The sequence below is a fragment of the Fibrobacter sp. UWB13 genome, from assembly GCF_900177805.1.
GTDB lineage: Bacteria > Fibrobacterota > Fibrobacteria > Fibrobacterales > Fibrobacteraceae > Fibrobacter.
Window position 1 is genome coordinate 138,286 of record NZ_FXAX01000004.1, and the last position, 18,987, is coordinate 157,272.

General features: G+C 50.7%; 14 protein-coding genes. 4 read left to right on the plus strand and 10 right to left on the minus strand.

All coding sequences use genetic code 11. The features are described from left to right. Positions 1-64: 64 nt before the first annotated feature. Positions 65-712 (plus strand): ribulose-phosphate 3-epimerase, encoded by a 648-nt coding sequence (gene rpe, locus B9Y77_RS14140; RefSeq protein WP_085492114.1) that lies wholly within the window; start codon positions 65-67, stop codon positions 710-712. Positions 713-945: 233 nt separating this feature from the next. Next, on the plus strand, positions 946-2,553 hold the full coding sequence (locus tag B9Y77_RS14145; RefSeq protein ID WP_085492115.1) for a chorismate-binding protein: 1,608 nt from the start codon (positions 946-948) through the stop codon (positions 2,551-2,553). 95 nt (positions 2,554-2,648) lie between these two features. On the opposite strand, the gene B9Y77_RS14150 is transcribed toward B9Y77_RS14145, so the two are convergent. The 7 genes from B9Y77_RS14150 to B9Y77_RS14180 form a co-directional block, all read right to left on the minus strand. Further along, entirely contained in the window at positions 2,649-4,409 is a 1,761-nt protein-coding gene (locus tag B9Y77_RS14150; RefSeq protein ID WP_085492116.1) for a glycoside hydrolase family 9 protein, read from the minus strand. A gap of 204 nt (positions 4,410-4,613) precedes the next feature. Beyond that, positions 4,614-5,669 (minus strand): glycoside hydrolase family 18 protein, encoded by a 1,056-nt coding sequence (locus B9Y77_RS14155; protein ID WP_085492145.1) that lies wholly within the window; start codon positions 5,667-5,669, stop codon positions 4,614-4,616. A gap of 17 nt (positions 5,670-5,686) precedes the next feature. Further along, entirely contained in the window at positions 5,687-6,331 is a 645-nt protein-coding gene (locus B9Y77_RS14160) for a hypothetical protein (protein WP_073425298.1), read from the minus strand. A 12-nt stretch (positions 6,332-6,343) separates the two neighbouring features. Beyond that, positions 6,344-8,524 carry a hypothetical protein gene (locus B9Y77_RS14165; protein WP_073425296.1) on the minus strand — a complete coding sequence of 727 codons (2,181 nt, stop codon included), beginning with the start codon at positions 8,522-8,524 and terminating at the stop codon, positions 6,344-6,346. Between the two features lie 15 nt (positions 8,525-8,539). Further along, entirely contained in the window at positions 8,540-10,786 is a 2,247-nt protein-coding gene (locus tag B9Y77_RS14170; protein WP_085492117.1) for a hypothetical protein, read from the minus strand. A 15-nt stretch (positions 10,787-10,801) separates the two neighbouring features. Further along, complete coding sequence (locus B9Y77_RS14175; protein WP_073425293.1) at positions 10,802-13,087, minus strand: hypothetical protein; 2,286 nt, start codon at positions 13,085-13,087, stop codon at positions 10,802-10,804. A gap of 9 nt (positions 13,088-13,096) precedes the next feature. Beyond that, positions 13,097-13,840: a carbohydrate binding domain-containing protein gene (locus tag B9Y77_RS14180; RefSeq protein ID WP_088641503.1), complete on the minus strand. Its 744-nt coding sequence runs from the start codon at positions 13,838-13,840 to the stop codon at positions 13,097-13,099. Between the two features lie 327 nt (positions 13,841-14,167). Between B9Y77_RS14180 and B9Y77_RS14185 the strand changes: the two genes are divergently transcribed. Next, positions 14,168-15,328, plus strand: a complete 1,161-nt coding sequence (locus B9Y77_RS14185; protein ID WP_073425290.1) for a glycoside hydrolase family 5 protein — start codon at positions 14,168-14,170, stop codon at positions 15,326-15,328. A gap of 10 nt (positions 15,329-15,338) precedes the next feature. On the opposite strand, the gene lpxA is transcribed toward B9Y77_RS14185, so the two are convergent. Further along, on the minus strand, positions 15,339-16,106 hold the full coding sequence (lpxA, locus tag B9Y77_RS14190; protein ID WP_073425288.1) for an acyl-ACP--UDP-N-acetylglucosamine O-acyltransferase: 768 nt from the start codon (positions 16,104-16,106) through the stop codon (positions 15,339-15,341). A 34-nt stretch (positions 16,107-16,140) separates the two neighbouring features. On the opposite strand from lpxA, the gene B9Y77_RS14195 reads away from it, so the two are divergent. Then, complete coding sequence (locus B9Y77_RS14195) at positions 16,141-17,244, plus strand: glycosyltransferase (protein ID WP_085492118.1); 1,104 nt, start codon at positions 16,141-16,143, stop codon at positions 17,242-17,244. Positions 17,245-17,257: 13 nt separating this feature from the next. Here the strand turns inward: B9Y77_RS14195 and B9Y77_RS14200 are convergent, their stop codons facing one another. Next, positions 17,258-18,604, minus strand: coding sequence for a CCA tRNA nucleotidyltransferase (locus B9Y77_RS14200; protein WP_085492119.1), 1,347 nt, complete (start codon positions 18,602-18,604; stop codon positions 17,258-17,260). Beyond that, positions 18,604-18,969 carry a hypothetical protein gene (locus B9Y77_RS14205; RefSeq protein WP_073425284.1) on the minus strand — a complete coding sequence of 122 codons (366 nt, stop codon included), beginning with the start codon at positions 18,967-18,969 and terminating at the stop codon, positions 18,604-18,606. Before B9Y77_RS14205 ends, B9Y77_RS14200 begins: the two co-directional genes overlap by 1 nt. Positions 18,970-18,987: the final 18 nt, after the last annotated feature.

Below are 18,987 nucleotides of genomic sequence, written 5' to 3' on the forward strand. Positions count from 1 at the left end.
TCTCCTCTTATTTCTTAGTGTCCTAAATTTAGTAAAAAAATTTTTATTTTGCTATATTTGAAATATGCTTAAACAAATCATCGCTCCAAGCGTCTTGAACGCAAACTTCCTCGAACTCGGCAATGGTCTCAAGGCCATTGAAAACGGAGGCGCAGGCCTCGTTCATTTGGACATCATGGATGGGCACTTTGTCCCAAACATCAGCTTTGGCCCGGGCATTTCTGCCTGCGTCAAGAAGGGCACCAAGCTCCCGCTCGATTGCCATTTGATGATCGAAAATCCGGAAAACTACGTGGGCGAATTTGCTAAAGCTGGCGCAAGCATCATCAGCGTGCACGCCGAAACCACAAATCACCTCGACCGTTTGCTACACCAGATTGCAGAACTCGGCGTCAAGCCCGCAGTCGCCATCAACCCGGCAACTCCGCTCGAAAGCATCAAGTACGTGCTCGACATCGTGGACATGGTACTCATCATGTCTGTGAACCCGGGATTCGGCGGTCAGAGCCTCATTCCTTACTGTCTCGACAAGATTCGCGAACTCCGCGCCCTCAAGCCGGAACTCAACATCCAGATCGATGGCGGCGTAAAGCTCGACAACATCCTCGCCTGCAAGGAAGCGGGCGCAAACATCTTCGTCGTCGGAAGCGCCATTTTCGGCAAGCCCGATCCAGAAGCCGTCTGCAAGGAATTTGTGAATTTAGTTAAATAAACTCGCGAATCAAAAGCAAAAAAGGTCCCGCGAGGGACCTCTTTTTGTTACATCGGCGTCGATGCTGCAGAAGCAAAGAGGGCCGACACAAAAATTATAGAGACAACAATAAGAAAATACCAGTTTTGCATGTCAGTAATATATACTGAAAATGTGAAACAGATCACTCATTTGCAAAAAGTTACAAAATTACTACAAAGTAACCATTTTTGTAACGATAGATTAACAAAATCATGCAAATATACGCAAATAAAGTATTCAACACACCCATCGAAACCATTGAGGCATTCTCCCCCAACGAAATCAAATCAACATTGGACAGGCTCGAAGTCCTGCAACGCCAAGACTATTACCTTCTCGGCTACATGCGCTACGACCTGAAGAATATAGCAGGCGACGCACCCCTTATCTACTTTGAAGCTTTTGACTCGTTCCAGCCGTTCGAAGAAAAAATCCCCAACTACAAAATCGGCACCATCGTAAAACCGCGCCTATCCAAAGAAGAATACACGCAAAAGATTGACTACATCAAAGAGCAAATCAAGAACGGGATTACATACGAAGTCAATTACACATACCCTTCAACGCTCAGAACAAACGCTAGTGAATTAGACTTGTACCAGTTCCTATTGCAAAACCAAATGACCCCTTACAACGCCTTTTTGCAAAACAAGTACGAGACCATCTTATCGTTTTCGCCGGAACTGTTTTTTGTGAAGCGCGGCAACAAGATTTTGACAAAACCCATGAAGGGAACGCTCAAACGAGGAAAGACTTCCGAAGAAGACAATGCGTTGCAAGAATTCTTGCACAACGACTTAAAGAACCGCACCGAAAACGTCATGATTGTAGACCTGCTGCGAAACGATCTCGGGAGAATTTCAAAGCCGGGAACCGTCCGCGCCGACAAGCTATTCGAAGTCGAAAAACACAAAACCGTTTTCCAGATGACTTCCGAGATTTCATCGGAACTGAAAGACGGCACAACGCTTTACGACATCATCAACGCGATTTATCCATGCGGTTCCATCACGGGTGCGCCCAAAATTTCTACAATGGAAGTCATCTCAAACGCAGAACCGTTCCCGCGAGAAGTGTACTGCGGAGCCATCGGCTACATCCACGGCGACGAAATGATTTTCTCCGTACCCATCCGAATCTTGCAGAAAAAGCAAGGCGAATCGGAATACAGATACGATGCCGGCGGCGCCATCACGTGGGCATCTACCGCAGATGACGAATGGAATGAAACAATGACCAAAGCAAGTTTTTTAAATACCGATTTTTCGCTGATTGAAACAGGCATCACCGATTTCGAGATGCATCTTGAACGTTTGAGAAATTCCGCAAACGCGCTCGGCTTCACTTGGAACAGCGACCTTGAAAAAATCAAGTTCGATAGTTCTGTCGTGAACAGAATTGAGCTTTTTAAAGACGGTCATTTTGAACTCACGACAAGACCAATTCCCGCACCCAAGCAAGATCCAAAAGTCAAAATCGTACACAAAGTAAATTCATCCAATCCGTTCCTGTACCACAAAACGAGCATCCGCTTGCCATTCCCGAAAGACGTCTTTGACGAAATCTGCGTGAACGAGAAAGGCGAAATCACCGAAGGCACATTCACGAACATCGGCATTCTAAAAGACGGCATTATTTACACGCCACCTATCGAGTGCGGGCTTTTAAACGGCATCACAAGACAAAAACTTTTAAACGAAGGCAAAGCCAAAGAAAAAAATCTGTACCCGAGTGACCTCAAGACCGCCGAGAAAATCTACTGTTTCAATTCCGTCCGCGGCATTGTGGAAGTGACGCTCGACGAACGAGAACATAATTGAAATTGTGTATACCGATGCCGGAATAAATCCGGCATGACAAGTAAAAAGGCGGGCACAAGGCCCGCCTAACCCTAAACACACAACCTAGCGCAAACTTACTTCACAACCGCATTGGCGTGGCCTACGTAAATGGCCTGCAAGGCGCCAGCGAGATATGCAAGCGGAGCGTTCCAGTTGATGGCCACTTCGTTTGTCGCATAGCTGCAGCGGTTATCGATGTAAGCAAGTGCCGGCTTGTCTGCAACAGCGTAGTTCGGGCACTTCCAAAGTTCCTTGCCATCGAGGTTGATGTCCTGCTTGCCCAAGTGCGGACCGCCCACGAGCATGCCCGGGACCGGATCATCGACAAAGTCAGATTCGCTCACGCGATGGTGCGGGTTGCGCGGGCTTCTGTAGCCAAAGCCAGTCACGTACGTCATTTCAATCGGGTTCTTGCCCAAGAGGTAATCGAGGCACTGCTGGGCGCCATCCAAGTAGCTCTTGTCGCCCGTGATGTAATAAGCATGCAGCAACACGATTCCGTTGTTTGCCATGGCACTGTTACTGCCCCAGTTCCAGCTCGACGGAAGAGCCGGGAGTCTGTAAGCGCTCGTATCGCCAACCGCACGGAGTTCGTTTGCAGCGGCAAGCAAAGCCTTGCGAGCAGCACCACCGAGCTTTGCGCCAAAATCAGCAGAATCTAAAGCCACATGGTAAACAGCGAGCATGTTCACATCGCCCCACCACGGTCCATCGCTTCTGATCTTGTAAGCGCTTAAGTCGTTGAGGTAATTCTTCTTCTTTGTGGCGCGGAAAAGTTCTGTTGCCGCAAAGGCAAATTCATCCTTGCCGTCTTCGCCGCCATACGTATAGTCACCTGTCTGCACATCGGAAGGCTGCTTGTACAAAGCCTTCGGATTGTGCTTAGCCCAGTAATAGGCGGCACCAGAAGCCTTGAGCATGCGGTCTGCAAAAGCCTTGTCGAACGGAGCATACACGCGAGATGCCTGAGCCATCACTGCAGCAAAGTCAAGCGTTGCAGTCAAGCTCTTTTCAATCGCATAACGCTTGGCGCCATCAATTTCAGGCATCGTGCTAGAGCCAAACTTGAGCGACGTGAGCTTGTGATAAACGGCACCATCCTTGTCCTGCATCGAAAGCATCCAGTCCAGATTCCAGCGGATTTCTTCGAGGAGTGAAGGCATCTTCGGAAATTCACGCGGGATGTTCCACTGGAGCGTATCCATGAAAGCCGGGAAGTGTTCATAAAGTTCCAAGAGCGTAAACACAGTAATGCCCGAGTTCACGATGTACTTGCCATAGTCACCGGCATCGTACCAACCACGCTGCGACTTGATAATCTTCGGGTCGGCCTTCTTGGGAGCGGGCTTGCCCTTGGACTGAGCAACGACCGTCGCCGTCGGCAAATCTGTACCGTAAACAGTCACGCTATCGTCGATGTGGCCTGCCGCACGAGCCCACTTGCCTGCATAGCGCGTATCGAGAGCCATACCTGCACGCTGGTAGTAGAACCACTTGAGGGCGGCCTTTGTCAAATCTTCGTAAACATTCTCGCCTATCACGACCGGATTACCGATATAGCCGTCTCTGTACAGGCGGTACGTACCCGGTTTCTTGATCGAAGAAATATCATAGGTCTGGACTTCTTCGCCACTATAGTCCCAATCGTAAACCATCGGAGCTTCGAGCGTAAGCACCGTGTTGCCCGCCATGTCACGGACTTCGAGCGGGTTCGCATCGTTACCGGGAATGACGACCGTCTTTTCGGATTCGGGGGCAAAGCCAAGCTGGTTCACCAGGGGGATAGCCATTGTCGGCACAGCAAACGCTAACGCAGCTACTAGATGTTTACGCATAGAAAACCTCATTTTTGCTTAAAAAATACCTTTTCTTTTGTAAAAGCGTACCTCCACCACCCATTTTAATGTTTACTATAGGCAACGCTAAGTGTATCGAGTGTAGCGGGCGGACTCGCCGTAGTACAAAAAATCCTCGGCGCGGATGCGTCGAGGATTTTTAAAAGCGTTTGCGAATCTTGCGATTCTCGCTAATTCCGAGAATTACTTCTTCTTACCCGGCTTGTAGTTCACGCCCGGACGGAGTTCGAGGCCAACCGTCACGAGGAGCGAAACGATCGGTTCGTAGTGGTCCTGAGAGAGGTCGTACACGGCAACGCCTGCCATGCCTTCGCTCTTTACATGCTGGGCAACAGCCTTCACAGACGGGATACCCATGAACACGATAGATTCGGTTTCGCTCACAGCCACTTCGGACTTGGAAGCTTCATCGAATGTCACCGTGTAATCCGGAGTGTCGAAGCGGTTCATGAGTTCAGCATACGGGAGGTAACCTTCGTTACCGCTGCCCACCCCCTGATGGCTCGTGCCGAGGCCCTTTGCACCTGCAAAGGACTTACCATACATGAACACCACCGGAGCAAGGAGGTCCTTGTTCACACCAGCAGCTGCAACAGCGTCAAGCGTTTCCTGCACAGAGTTTGCGCTCTGGTTCGGAACGAGGCTGCTTTCACTTTCGGTCATGAGGTCCGTCATGAACACGTCCACGTAAGCGAGGCGGTTCAAGGCTTCGGCCTTGTAGGCATCCATGCCGGATGCCGGGTAAATCACGGCAGTCACCGTCGAGCCCGAAAGACCGTCGACCAAGGCGTTCACCATCTTGGCGTAATCTTCGGAATCATCCGTCGTGAGGTTCTGCCAGTCGAGTTCAACACCGTCACCACCGTTCGTTGCAATCCAGTCCTTCACGTTAGAGACGAAGGAAGAAAGCGTTTCGTCGGAGGAGGCGATAGCCTTGAGGCTCGATTCCGCTTCCATGCCGCCCACGGAAACGATGAGCTTCACACCGTTTTCCTTGGACATGGTAGCGAGGTTCTTGAAGTTGTCGGCATCGTATTCGTCGGCAAAGGCAACCGTACCTTCTGCACTCGGAGTGATAGACATGTAGTGAATATCAGTCACGAGATTGTAGCGGATGTCCTTGGCGTAGAACTGGGAATACTGACTCCAATACGGATAGAAGCCAATCACTTTGTCAGCAGCAGCCTGGGCCATAGCAGCGCCCATAGCAAGAGCCAATGTAATAACTTTAAAGTTCATTTGATAACCTCTCATCCTTATTGAATCAGACGATCAACGCCATTGGCGTCACGGCAATACAAGTTGTAATCCGGAACAAAATCTTCGGCATACTGGACACCTTCAAGCTGCTGACCGGCAATCGGCAGTTCAGAGCGAGGAGTACCAAGTTCCGTCGGAAGGCAATAACGATATGCCCAACCATGGATTCTGCCATACATGTTGAAGTGCTGGCTAATACCCATGTAATCCACAGGAATAGCGGTCAACAAGGCAAGGTCATTGTCAACGCCTACATAATTGTAGCCGTCAGCCAAAGACTGGAGCTTGGTTGCGTCAGCAGAGAAGGTTTCCCATCCTGCTTCCGTTCCACCGCCCATGTACGGGTCCAGATAAATGGCTTTCAGAGTCTCAAGGTTTGTCACGAAAACAGCATCTTCTGCAGCCTTCAGTTTATTAAAATCAGGGAGCTTAAGTCCCGCATTTACCCTGAACTGTTCGTTATAGTCCGCCACCGTTTCCCTGATCTGCATCATGCGCAATTCCGGATGCAATTTCATGTACACTTCCGAATTGAAGTCTGCAGGGAAGCTATCGACATAGGGATCATCAACACTCATCGAGGAGCAGGCGCCCAAAACACCTGCCAAGAGAATCATCGTGTACTGGTGAAGTTTTTTCATTTTCAGCACCTCTTAGAAATTCACCGTCACATCGGCGGAAAGTATGTTCTTGGTGATGGAAAGCTTGTCTTCGCCCGCAACAGCACCAGTATTATAAGAATACTGAAGTTCGTTGGTAAGCATGCCATACTGCAAGGACAAGTAAGAAATCGGAGCAAGTTTCACACGGACACCAGCCATGATCAAGCGTTCGTTAGTTTCCTTCACGTTAAAGAGGAAGGGAGCTTCTTCGGTGCCGCCGACAAACGGGACGCCACCTCTGTCAAAGACCTTCTTATACTGCTGGAAACCGGCGAGCAAGCCGAACGGACCCCAAACATCGGCGGTAATACCGGCAACGATGCGAGTAGCCTTACGCTTGAGGTAAGCGTTTTCGGAAGCCTGCGAGAAAGAGCCCTGAACGAGAATCTGGCGATCGAGAGCGGCGAGTGCACCAACATCGACACCAAGACCCGCAGCAAATTCCGTAAACTTGTTCTCTTCAATTACCGGGATACCAAGACCTGCCCATTTGCCATAGTTGGCATAAGTTTGAGTCAACAGGTTGACACGGCCATTGAAGAACACCTTGTCTTCCCAGTTCACATCGACCTGGGCGACAATACCCTTACGGTCAGGAGTAGCCATGCCGAACGGCAATGCAAGACCGACAGACGGATCGATATCCATCAAAAGGTCCTGTTCGGCTTCGAGCTTCTTCGCAATATTACCCGTGTAACCGTTGCGGTAGAAGTGGCCATTCTTGTAGTTGTTGTCCAAGCGAGAATACATGTACTTGCTTTCTTCATCGTTAGACAAGGTATTCGTGCTGTTCGAGGTCATCAAGTTGCTTGCATTCAATGTCGTGGAATTATAGACATTGAAGTAGAGATTTTCGAGGCTAGAAGCTCCGAAAGTCGACATGATGGCTTCAGTAACCGGAGTACCGTAGAAGGAGTTCGAATTGAGGATCACCGAACGTCCATGATAGATCGGAGAAGATGCCAGTTCAGACCAGAAGCTGGAATCCGTCTTGAGGTAACCGGCCTGAGCATTGAACTCAATACCACTAATGTCACCCTTCACAAAGAGGTTGGCATAGAAGCTGTTACCATCCTGATCGCGGTAATCCTGGTTCGTATAGACATTCGCATCAGAAACTGAGTTCTTGACGTAGACAATATCCTTGCCGTCCACATTCTTGGACATGATGGTATATTTCGACGTCTTTTCCGTCGTCATGTAGTCACGATCGACCTTCCACTTGGACATGGCAAATTCGCCGTTCAAGCCAAAGGTAACCGGAAGTTCCGGGAGCACCTTCTTGGAATCGAAAGCGAGGTCAGCAGAAATGACCATGTTGTTGTCGTAATAGATCGTATCGGCATTGTCGATCGACTTCGAGCGGCGAGTCTGCTTGCGGTCCATCAAGTTGACGAAGTTCACGCCAAGATGGGCTCCATAAGCATCGGCACCGGCACGTGCACCGAGGAGGTAACGGTCAGAGAAGTCGAAGTCAAAGAACACCTGGTCGGTCTTCTTACCCGTGTTGCGAAGACGGGCACCCGTGAGCTGAGCGGTGATATTATCGACCGGACCCACATTACCACTCTGGTAAGCGACATTGAGACCCTGCAACAGGCGGCGGCTCGTGGTATCGAGGTTACGCTTTGCAAGAGCTTCGCGACGCTTTTCCGCAAAGATTTCCGGTTCCTGGAGGATTTCGGTCTGCGGAGTGTAAATGGTGAGCGGGGTATAACCGACACGCATGTAACCCAAGTTGAAGTCCACATGCTTATTGAGGATCGTACCGTCGTAGCTGAACCAATGACCGATAATCGGGTTGTTGTTTTCGTCGTAAGCGCTCTGCCAATCCTTGTGCAAGCGCAACTGGACGTCAATCATGGTTTCAGAACTCGGACGAGCGGTCAAGCGCAGGTTCACATCCGTGAAAGCCTGGTTTTCCTGAGTCGGAGATTCCGGAACGCCTTTTGCAAACTGATCGGAAGAAGCGAAGGAAGCGAGAGCGCCAGCCTTTGCCGTACCGTTAATCTTAAGTCCAAGAACTGCTGCATTGAGAGAATCCAGCTTTTCCAACAAGGACTTCTGTTGCGTCACAACCTCAGCCTGGTTTTCAGCAGCAAAAGCAGATGCGGCCGAGAAAGCTACTGCGGAGGTCAGTAAAAATTTGCGCATGTTCATATTGAAATTCATTCTAGTTACCTCCCATTAAAATTCCACATTAATGGAAGCTTCAAAGATAGACTGACTAAACTTATGCTGGTAGGTTCCCGTTACACCATCAGCCTTGCCCTTCTTGGTATTGCTGAAGTAATCAGGCAGATTACGCGGCGTACCGGTAACGGTAGCGGTGTTATAGTCATTCGTCACATTGATCATGCCGTAGTTGATAGCGAGCCATGCATTGTCGGCGACCGTGTAGTCAAAGCCAACCATCCACTGCATCTGCTTGCTCTTCATGAGAGGAATGTCAGCACCGACTTTCGTTTCGACATTGCCGACACCGTAATCGGAATTGATCATCTGGAAACCAGCCGTAAAGCCGAGACGCGGCAAGAACTGGGCGCAGAGGCCAGCGTTGATGAAGTCGCTCTTAAGAGTGCCGACCACACCGCCGTACATCATGTTGTTCTTGCTTTCGGAATGCTTGTAAGAACCGGATACTTCCAAAGCCTTGCTGAGACCAGCAATCTTGGCGATATCAACCTTGGCGCCACCGCCGAATTCCATGTAGGAAACCTTGTCCAAGCCTTCAATTTCAGGCTTGACCTGATTGAAGATGCTCACGAGAGCCTGAGCTTCAACCATTCCCTGCCAGTCGCCCTTGATAAGAGCGCGGACACCCATGCGGTTTGCAGTGGCAAGACCGTTCGGCAAGGCAAGCTGAAGAGCCGGATCCATCATCAAATTGAGGAGAGCGAGCTGTTCAGCGGTATAGACGTTAGAACCCCAGGAGTTCTTGTTATACGGAGCGATGTTGTAGCTCTTGGACTGACCGTCCCTAATCTTATCGTCGTTCGTACCGAGAGAGCGGGTCATCGGAGAGAACTTCGGAGAGTAGTTGTAGAGAGCGTCAAAGGTGGAGTAAAGCGGAGAGTTCACGCCGTACTTGACCGTTTCGCCATCCTTATCGGAGTTCAAGATGCGCTGAGCAAAGAAGCTCGGAGACTGGGCGAGGTTGTTGAACCACTTTTCATCGTTGCGGATGAAGTCGAGGGCAAGACCTGCACTCCAGCTATTGTCCACCTTGTAACCCACGTTCAAGTTAGCAAGAATTGCAGAACCGTTAGCAGATTCTTCGGTCGTAGGAAGGGTAAGCTGGGTATAAACTGTTTCACCAGTTTCAGGATCCGTCAGTTCTTCACCAGTTGTAGGATCGATAGCGGCCGGGCCCTGGACAACCTTGCTCAACGTCTTCGTCTTGTTCATGGACATGGCGTATTCAGCAACAAGGTCAAGAGTCAGGTTCTTGTTCTGCATGAGGGCAGCCACATCGGCACCGACGCGAGCGCTCAGCACGAACGTATTCTGCAAAGCATCATCGTACGGATTGATCTGCTGCATTTCGTAAGGGTTAGCCTTATCTCCAGGAACGAAGCCCACCGGGTCCCTGTTCACATGGCGGTAAGTATAAGAGTTGGTGCTCTCGTTATCGAAAATGAGCATCGGAGTCACGCCGACAAAGATATTCTTCTGCATCGGCAATAGTTCGATGTTGCCACCGACAAGCCACTTGTCCGTTGCAGAGGCAAGCGACGTACCATCGACTTCATCACCCGGAAGGATGTTGCCTTCGGCACCGGTAAAGTCAAGCACCGACACGCGGTTCACGCGGGCGAAGAATGCTTCGGCACGGAGTTCACCAATCATCGGGTCGATTTCCTGACGGAACTGGAGATTCACACCCTGGAGGTTGCGCTTGTTGCCTTCGAGGAGCTGTTCCTTCTGGGCCATGTGGCGTTTACGGGCGAAAATCGTCGGTTCGTACATGATGTCGATACCCGGATTGTAGATCGTAAGCGGAGTGATTTCCTGACGGAAGTCACCGACAACCCAGTAGAAGTTCTTGCCGATATTGCCTTCGACATTGAGCCACTTGGCTTCGAGAGTCTTAGATGCAGCAGCAAAGTATTCCTGCATACCGCCGCCAAGGCGCATCGTCACGTTGGCGCGGACAAATTCGTACGGACGGAAACCGAAGTTCAAGTCAGCACTGACGAATTCGTTGCGTTCCACATCCGTCATGTTGTTGATACCGGTCGGATCGTTATCCGTAGAGAAACTGGAGCGCTGTGCTACAGCACGGATGCTACCGCCAATTTCAACGCCACGCTTGGCGTTTGCACTATCAGCCTTGGCCTGCAAAGCCTTTTGATTATCCGCAACAGCGGAAGCCGATGCGGCAACCGAGGCAGAAAGAAGGGCGATTAAAAGTCTTTTCATTTTCATATTCATCTTTAGCATCCTCCCTTAGAACCAAGCCTTGGTTTCAGCAGCGATGTAATGGGAATGCCAATTATTTTCAGAAACGGTTTCGTCAGAGTGCGTCATGAACTTGTAGCGGAAGTGGAGACCCACACGGTCGGAGAAGTCCCAGTCAAAGCCAAGGCCAATAGCGAAGTCCTTGTAGTTGATCGGAGCCTTTTCATAAATGTAGGTACTGACTTCGTTAATACGGCTCTTGTTCTTTGCCGAAGCAGACCACTGAGGCATAGCCTTACCGGTTTCACGGGCGACATAAGCCTGGCTAGACCTGAACGTTTCGAGACCGAGGATACCCACCATGTGGAATGTCGGAGTCACGGCAACAGTCGGTTCAAACTGACCGTAGAAACTCGTCATGAGCATGTCGAACGTGTTTTCGGAAACGGCGATCGGGGCAAACGAAGTAGAAACACCGGAGAGAGCAACAAAAGCGGTCATCATGATGTTGCGGTCGGTACCGAACCAGTGACCAATATCGTAACCACCCATGAAGGACATGTAGCTAGACCACTTGGCGTGTTCCGGAACCTGTCTGAAAACAGCCTGTTCACCGTTTTCATAAGCGGCGAAAGATTCCCACATTTCCCAAGTACCACCATAAAGACCACCATGCTGGCGATACATCTTAACGCCATCAGCAGCAATCTTTTCGACACCGACACGGGAAACATAGGACGTACCGGAGCTGTTACCGGAGTCAGCCACGAAAAGCGGCTTGTGCTTGGTCCAGGAGTTGGTGCTTTCCCAAATGTTGCGGCCGTTCAAGCGGTAGTTGAACGAAATCACGTCCTTGCCTGCTTCGATCTGGCGATGCTGAGCATACTGGAAGTCAAAGTAGCCACGGTTGAAGCTCGGTTCCAACTTGAAGTTGATACCAGCCATGTTCGGGGAGTAGCGGAGAGCACCACCGTTGAGGTAGAATTCATCCTTGCGCCAGCCCGGGAAACGGGACGGGTTCGTAAGAGAGTACGGAGAATAGAAGCCCGGCTGGAAGAACACGAGTTCTGCAGTCATCGGCCAGCCTTCGATATACTTGCTCTGAGCCTTGACATAGATACCGATCTTCGGATCGCCAACGCTAGATCTCTTGGTATCAACAGAATAACCAGAAGACTTATTGGTTGCCTTATAGTCATCAATGACTTCGGACTGGTAGAATGCCGTAGTATCAACAATGCTCAAGCCCAAGTCAGCCATCAAGAAGAGCTTCGGTGTAACGTTGCCCTTGACATCGATAGAAGCCACGTGGGTATTGAGGAGTCTCGGAGTTGCATCACCGGTACTCTGGATACCATAGTTAAGCCACTGGTCACGGAATTCATCTTCGCGGATGATACCGTCATCATAAGTGACGCCCAAGTAGTTCACGCCAACGGTCAGGTTGTCGGCAATCTTTTCCTTGGCGATACGGCCATGAAGGATTGTACCACGGAAATCGTAGCCACCCATCATTTCGAGTTCGCCCGGCTGGCCACCGTACATACGGAGACCGTCACGAGTTGCCACGTCGGCATCCATCGGCTGGGACACGAGGAACTGAGCCTTCAAGTCATACGGGAGCTGGTAGACGTTAGCAAAGACGCCACCGAAGGAGCGGTTCGTCCAGAAAGCACGACCACCTTCCTTGACCGGCTTGAATGCCTTTTCCTTATAGTAGGTAGAAACGGTCTTTTCGTCTTCGAAAAGTTCGTACTGCCATACGAAACGCGGGTTCGTTTCACGTTCCCACATGGTAAGCGGGGAAGCGTTAGCCCAGATAACACCGCCTGCGGTAATGTAGGCGCCGAACACACCTGCACGGATATCGACACCGACGTTCAATTCTTCATTGATGGTCGATGCATAGTAGTCCGTAGAGTGATCGTAAAGGACGCGTTCATCGTAATAGGCAGGAGTCTGAGTCGGGTGCTTAGCCAAGTCGTTCGTAAAGATACCGCTCAAGTCGAACGGGAACGAGAGGTTCGTAAACAACGTAATGTAGGAGTTCGGCATGGCGACGACGTTCACATTCAAGACTGCATCGACGCTTGTACGTGCCTGGTCATCCTTGACCCACGGGCTCTGTTCAGAATAGTGGAAATTCTTCAAACGGAAAGCCATGTAACCGGAGACTGCCAGTGGCAGATCGTCCTTGCCGAGAAGAGTCGATTCCATGTTGTTGGAAAGAGTATCCAACGAAGCGTGAAGGGAATCAAGCTGCAACTGCGGAGGAAGAGCCCACGCAGCACCGAGGCTAGACGCTAATAAAAGGGAAGAAACTGTTTTGCGCATAAAATCCTCTTAAATCTCGTTGCGGAACGGATAATGAGCCGGGCCTTCGTACGGCTTGCCATGCTTCTTAATCACAATATCATCGATCCAAACTTTGAAGGATTCGTTTTCATCCTTGCGGACTTCGAGACGGAAGCCCTTGAAGTTGGACCATGCGAACGGGAGCATCACTTCGCGCGTGTTCTTCGCATCCCAGTACACACCGGTATTGCCGAAGAGCTTCAGAGGAATGCTGAAGTGCTTCCATTCGGTCGTAATTTCACCAAGGCTCTTGGAACGGAGCTTAACCTGGAGGGATTCGCCGTTGCTCTTCACGCCATCGTCAACGAGCACGAACAAGGCGTTTTCGCCACCCTGGGCACCTTTAAGCCAAAATTCGAGAACACCTTCTTCCAAATACGGAGTCAGGTCCACGGAACCCGCAATACAAATGGCGACACCGGAATAGTCGCTCGCGATAAGTTCGATTTCCATGGAGAGAGCACCTTCCATAGCGTACTTATCCGTGAGTACCGGTTCGGGGTTTTCACGCGGATACTGGTAGGTATAGCCACCACCACGCGGAATAGCTTCACGCATGACAACGGTGACAACTTCCTTATCAGGACGGAACGGCTTAGGATCCTTCATGACAAAGTGGGACTGGTCGCGGTCGCGGTAATCGCTAAAGCCGTAGCCAGCAAAAGAAGATGAAGCAAGAAGCATCGCCGCTAGAGCGGACTTCCAAATGGCTTTTTTTAAGTTTCCATTCATAATAGGTACAATTCTCCAAATTCGGATCATCTACAATATAGCTTGTTTTTGGGAATTTTCGATCCAGTGTTTTGCAAAAAAGGCTTTGCAAAGCTAGATGTATCAACGAAATACCGCTTGCTAAGCCACATAAACGCTGGACTCAAGCGTAAACGGAAATTTTTTCGTTTGTAATGTTTCTTAATGTTTACAAATTAAAAATTTTGACGGTGCTCACAATGGACTCAAGCGTAAACATAAGATAAGCATGTTTTTAATTTTCTAATTTTTGTTTTATATAGATTTTGAGAACACGCATTTAAGTATCATAACCTTTTGGGGGTTACCATGATTAAAAAGATTCTTTCTGCAATGGCAATCGGATGCCTCTTTTGCGCATGCGACAACGGCACCGCTCCTCCGCCGGCCGCATCATCCAGCAACAAAAGCACAGCCGTTCCCGTAGACTACACCGCCGGAAGAACCATGAACAAGATTCTTGGCCGCGGCATCAATCTCGGTAACTCCTGGGATTCCGATGGAAACGATGACAGCGGCTGGGGTAACCCCATCCGCGATACGGATTTCGCCATCATCAAGGCAGCGGGTTTCAACTCCGTCCGCATCCCGGTCCGCTGGCAGAACGGTTCCGACTATACCAACCATACCGTTAATCCGGATCGTCTGGCAGGCGTCCTCGAAGATATCCGACTCGCCATCGCAAACGGCCTTGCCGTTGTCGTGAATTTCCACCATTATACCGACCTGAACTGTGCCGGTGGCGGCGGAACCGGTTGCACTTACAACGCCGCCGAATTCGAAGCCGAAAAGACACACTTCCTCATGATGTGGGCACAGGTGGCACAGGCTATGGGTGAATTTCAGGATAACCAGGTCGTTCTCGAAATCTTGAATGAGCCCATCATCCCGAACGCAACGCTTGTGGACCAGCTGATGCTTGACGCCTACACCGTCATCCGCACGTACGCTCCGGGCAAGACCATCATGTTTGAAACCTACCATGCCGCAAAGTTCGAAGACCTCGAAAGCCTGCACTTGCCGCAAGACGGAAACATCATCTTTAGCGGACACTACTATCAGCCATACCAGTACAGCCATCAAGGTCATCACGGTAACAAGTGCCTTGGCGACGGTGCCTTCGCCAACACGGCAGCATCCGACATGCAAATTTACAAGGCTCTCGCCCGCCGTCTTTATCCCGACATCAACGGTACCGATCACGTCCCTTTGAACATGGGTGAATTCGGTGTCGCCGGCGGTAGCAACATGGGACAGTGCGTATGGTACAATCAGAACGGAGATCCGGAACAAGGCGTTTGGCCCACAGACCAAAATAAAGCCGCATGGGCTCAAAAGACCGCTCAGGCAGCCATATCTAGCGGGATGTCCTTCCATTATTGGGGATTTGGTCAGACAGGCGGATTTGACGCCTACAACGTATATAGCGAAACCTGGTATCCGGGATTCCCGCAGGCACTGTTACAATAATTACGGAATATTACGGGCGAACGAGAGAACCGCCCCAATGTTCATCAAAGAAGGCTTGGAACAGAGGTTCCGGGCCTTTTTTCAATTCTTCGATGACTTCAGCCGTCGGGCGTTTGCCACGGTAAAGTTCGCGGAAGGCTCGTTCGAAAAATGCAATGCGTTCGGGCGGGAATTCATCAGCATGCAAACGGAGCGCATGGAGGTTGAGGGACGCAAAGCGAAGCGGGTTCCCGAATGCACGACTGCAAGGGGGAACGTCATAATCGACCTTGAGCGTGCCGCCCACAAAAGCGTAGGCGCCCACCTGATTACGTTGCTGCACCGCGGTAGTGCCACCGAGGGTGGCAAACATGCCGATACGCACGTGGCCGCCAAGTTGGCAAGCGTTCGCAATGACAGCCCCCTCGCCAATTTGACAATCGTGCCCCACATGGGCATAAGCCATAATGAGGACGCGTGGCGCAATGCGAGTGCAACCGCCGCCCTGAACCGTGCCACGGTTGAGCGTCGTGTATTCGCGGATGATGCAATTTTCGCCAATTTCCAATCGAGTTGGCTCGCCCGCGTACTTGAGGTCTTGAGGAGGCGCCCCGAGAATAGCCCCATCGTAAACGTGCGTATTCGCCTTGATGGTCACGCAGCCGTAAACGCGCACGCGCGATTCGAGCACCACGTTTTCACCAATTTCCGCACCTTCATCGACAACGCACCAAGGGCCGATAACAGCAGACTCGTGAACGTTGGCATTCGGATGAACAAAAGCGGATGGATGGAGCATAGCCGTAATTTAGTAATTTCCTATATTTCCCCACATGGGTGGCATTATTCTCGCATGCCTGACTGCGCTTTATGCGCTACTGTTCCTATTCTTTATCATAGGACTGTTAAAGACGCATCGTTATAAAGGCCCAAAGGCCACCCCGAGTGTTTCGGTCGTGATCCCGATGCGCAACGAAGAGGAGTTTGCCGAACGCACACTCGAAGCGGTCGCTGCCCAGGACTACATTGGCGAATGGGAAGTGATTTGCGTCGATGATCGTTCTACGGACCGCACGCGCGAGATTCTCGAAAAGTTTGCCACCACGCACCCGCGATTCCGCGTTTTGAGCCTTCCGCAAGACTTACCGCAAATCGCAAGCCCCAAGAAGCGCGCACTCGAAAGCGCCTTCAAGATTGCGAAAAACGAAGTGCTCTTGACGATGGACGCCGACTGCATCCCGCGCAAGAGCTGGATTACCGCCATGGCCGGGCGATTTGTCGATGGTATCTGCATTGTGCAAGGCCCCAAGCAGAACAACGGTTCGCGTTCAATGCCGCACCTCTACCAGAAACTCGAGACTCTCGGCTACACCGCGATGGAAGCAGCGGGCTTTAGCCTTGGCCGCCCGATTGTCGCCAGTGCGGCATGCCTAGCGTACAAAAAAGATCTGTTCTTTAAAGTCGGCGGATTCGGAGACCTCATCAACCTCTCGAGCGGCGATGACGACATGCTCATCCACAAGATGATGAAAATCCCGGGAACGAAGGTTTGCTACAATCTCGACAAGGATGCTGTGATCGAGACCGCCCCGGTGCACACGTGGAAGCAACTTTTCAACCAGCGCGCCCGCTGGAGCAGTAACGGCACGAACTACGAAAGCAAAGCCTACATCCTTTTGCTCACGCTCATTTACACATACTACATCTGGATGTTCGTGAGTCCATGGTGCGCTATATTCCTCGACTTTCCGTGGCAATGGTGCGTATTCAGCATTCTGCCCAAGATTGTCGTGGACTTCGTATTCTTGAGCATTGCATCCTGGAAACTCAAATCCAAGCGCCGCATGCTTGCGTTCTTGCCTGTAGAGCTTATCCAAATCCCAATGATTGTGTTCTGCGTCCCCGCAGGAATCTCGGGAATGTTCCGATGGAAATGATTTAGACGAGAGACTAGAGCCGTTCTTTCGTCTGACTCCGGACCCACTCGATTGCTTCTTCGGCGTTCTTGATTTTGCCATCGAGCTGGAGCTCAAAGCTTTGCTTGATGGTCTCGCCCATTTGCTTGCCCGGCTTGAATCCCATTTCCATAAGCATTTTGCCCATGAGGAACGGCTGCGGAGCTGCATTGAGCAAGTCGAGACTTGTAACAGCCTGCCATAGCTGTTCCGGGAATTCCGGGGCGCCGGCGGCGGCGTAATACTTACGCGGGGTGGCTTTCACAAGCAGGCACAACAGCTTTAAGCCACCCAGCTTCACCGCCATGCGGCGAAGCGCCGGCGCATCGCTTACAATTGCAAAATCAAGCGTGCTATAAGCATTCAAAAGCAGCGGAACATTCTTCACCAAGTGCGATTCATTCGTAATGCGTTCGAGGAACTTGAGAGATGTTTCCGGACTCCCGCTGAGAAATGTAGCAAACGCAAATTCCATCACCTGATCGTCCGAAAGTGCGGTGCACTTGGCGTCACCAACAGCTCCACTAGCCGCTTCAGCATTCGCAAAGTTCCTGCGCAAGCTCTCCATGTTGTCAAGCATTTCGCCTAGGTCTTCCCAGGAGCCATGCAGTGGCGAAACTTCCGGGAAAAATTCATTCAGCTTGATGTCCAAAAACGCGCGCAATCCAAGCGATGGCTTGCCCGGCTTCAAAAGCCACTTCTTGAATTCTTCGAACAAGCGTTCGATAGAAAGGTCTTCGAGCGAAAGCGTCTGGCAAAGTTCAATCGTCTCGGGTGCAAGCCTAAGCGCAAAGCGACTTGCAAACTGCACACCGCGCAAAATGCGCAGCGAATCTTCGACAAAGGCAGGGCCCACATGGCGCAACAAACCTTTCTTCAAGTCGTCAATGCCGCCGTACGGGTCACAAAGCGTGAGTTCCGGAAGTTCCATGCCCATCGCATTGATGGTAAAGTCTCGGCGGAGCGCCGCTTCCTTAAAAGAAAGCTTTTCGTCCGTATGCACCACAAAACCGCGATGGCCATAGCCAACCTTGCTTTCGGTACGCGGGAACGAAAAATCGAGCGAGAGCCCCTTCATTGCCAAGTGGATCACGCCAAAAGCTTTCCCGACAAGATTCGTGCGACCGTACTTCTTTAAAATCGGAATAAGTTCATCTTGCGTGAGGTCGTACACTTCAACGTCATAATCACGGCAAGTCCTGCCAAGGAGCGCATCGCGCACCCAGCCGCCCACCAAGAAGGCGCGACCACCCGCTTCACGAATTTCGCCCGCAATAGAAAGCAGACGGTTCGGCAAATCCGGTTCAAACGTCTTGCCTGCAAGAGTTTCGATACTCGGCATTACTTATCCGCCTCGACAGACTTGTAGCGGTCGTAAATGCTCATCGTCTTTTCTTCAGAAGAATCCTGCAACAACGTAGAAACCGGGATTTCAACCTTAGAAGAATCCCCAGTCGTTGCACTTTCCGTATTGGCATAGCGGTCATAAATACTGCCACCAGTCGGACCCGATTCATTTTTCTTTTTAGATTCATCTTCGCGGCAAGTGCGGAGTTCGTTTTCCATATAGGCGCGCTGATCCGGAGAATACGTCATCGTATTCAGGCGATATTCAATTTCTTCACAAACAAGTCCTTGACGCTCGCCAGCACAACCCACCAAGAGCATAAAAACAGCTATAAAGGCAAAACCGATAACTTTATTCATAGAATGTCCTCAACTCAA

What these genes read in the sequence shown, in the direction of transcription:
- B9Y77_RS14195 (WP_085492118.1), top strand. Translation starts at nt 16,141, where the DNA reads ATGGGTGGCATTATTCTCGCATGCCTGACTGCGCTTTATGCGCTACTG.
- B9Y77_RS14160 (WP_073425298.1), bottom strand. Translation starts at nt 6,331, where the DNA reads ATGAAAAAACTTCACCAGTACACGATGATTCTCTTGGCAGGTGTTTTG.
- B9Y77_RS14145 (WP_085492115.1), top strand. Translation starts at nt 946, where the DNA reads ATGCAAATATACGCAAATAAAGTATTCAACACACCCATCGAAACCATT.
- B9Y77_RS14170 (WP_085492117.1), bottom strand. Translation starts at nt 10,786, where the DNA reads ATGAATATGAAAATGAAAAGACTTTTAATCGCCCTTCTTTCTGCCTCG.
- B9Y77_RS14180 (WP_088641503.1), bottom strand. Translation starts at nt 13,840, where the DNA reads ATGAATGGAAACTTAAAAAAAGCCATTTGGAAGTCCGCTCTAGCGGCG.
- B9Y77_RS14175 (WP_073425293.1), bottom strand. Translation starts at nt 13,087, where the DNA reads ATGCGCAAAACAGTTTCTTCCCTTTTATTAGCGTCTAGCCTCGGTGCT.
- B9Y77_RS14185 (WP_073425290.1), top strand. Translation starts at nt 14,168, where the DNA reads ATGATTAAAAAGATTCTTTCTGCAATGGCAATCGGATGCCTCTTTTGC.
- lpxA (WP_073425288.1), bottom strand. Translation starts at nt 16,106, where the DNA reads ATGCTCCATCCATCCGCTTTTGTTCATCCGAATGCCAACGTTCACGAG.
- B9Y77_RS14150 (WP_085492116.1), bottom strand. Translation starts at nt 4,409, where the DNA reads ATGCGTAAACATCTAGTAGCTGCGTTAGCGTTTGCTGTGCCGACAATG.
- B9Y77_RS14200 (WP_085492119.1), bottom strand. Translation starts at nt 18,604, where the DNA reads ATGCCGAGTATCGAAACTCTTGCAGGCAAGACGTTTGAACCGGATTTG.
- rpe (WP_085492114.1), top strand. Translation starts at nt 65, where the DNA reads ATGCTTAAACAAATCATCGCTCCAAGCGTCTTGAACGCAAACTTCCTC.
- B9Y77_RS14165 (WP_073425296.1), bottom strand. Translation starts at nt 8,524, where the DNA reads ATGAATTTCAATATGAACATGCGCAAATTTTTACTGACCTCCGCAGTA.
- B9Y77_RS14155 (WP_085492145.1), bottom strand. Translation starts at nt 5,669, where the DNA reads ATGAACTTTAAAGTTATTACATTGGCTCTTGCTATGGGCGCTGCTATG.
- B9Y77_RS14205 (WP_073425284.1), bottom strand. Translation starts at nt 18,969, where the DNA reads ATGAATAAAGTTATCGGTTTTGCCTTTATAGCTGTTTTTATGCTCTTG.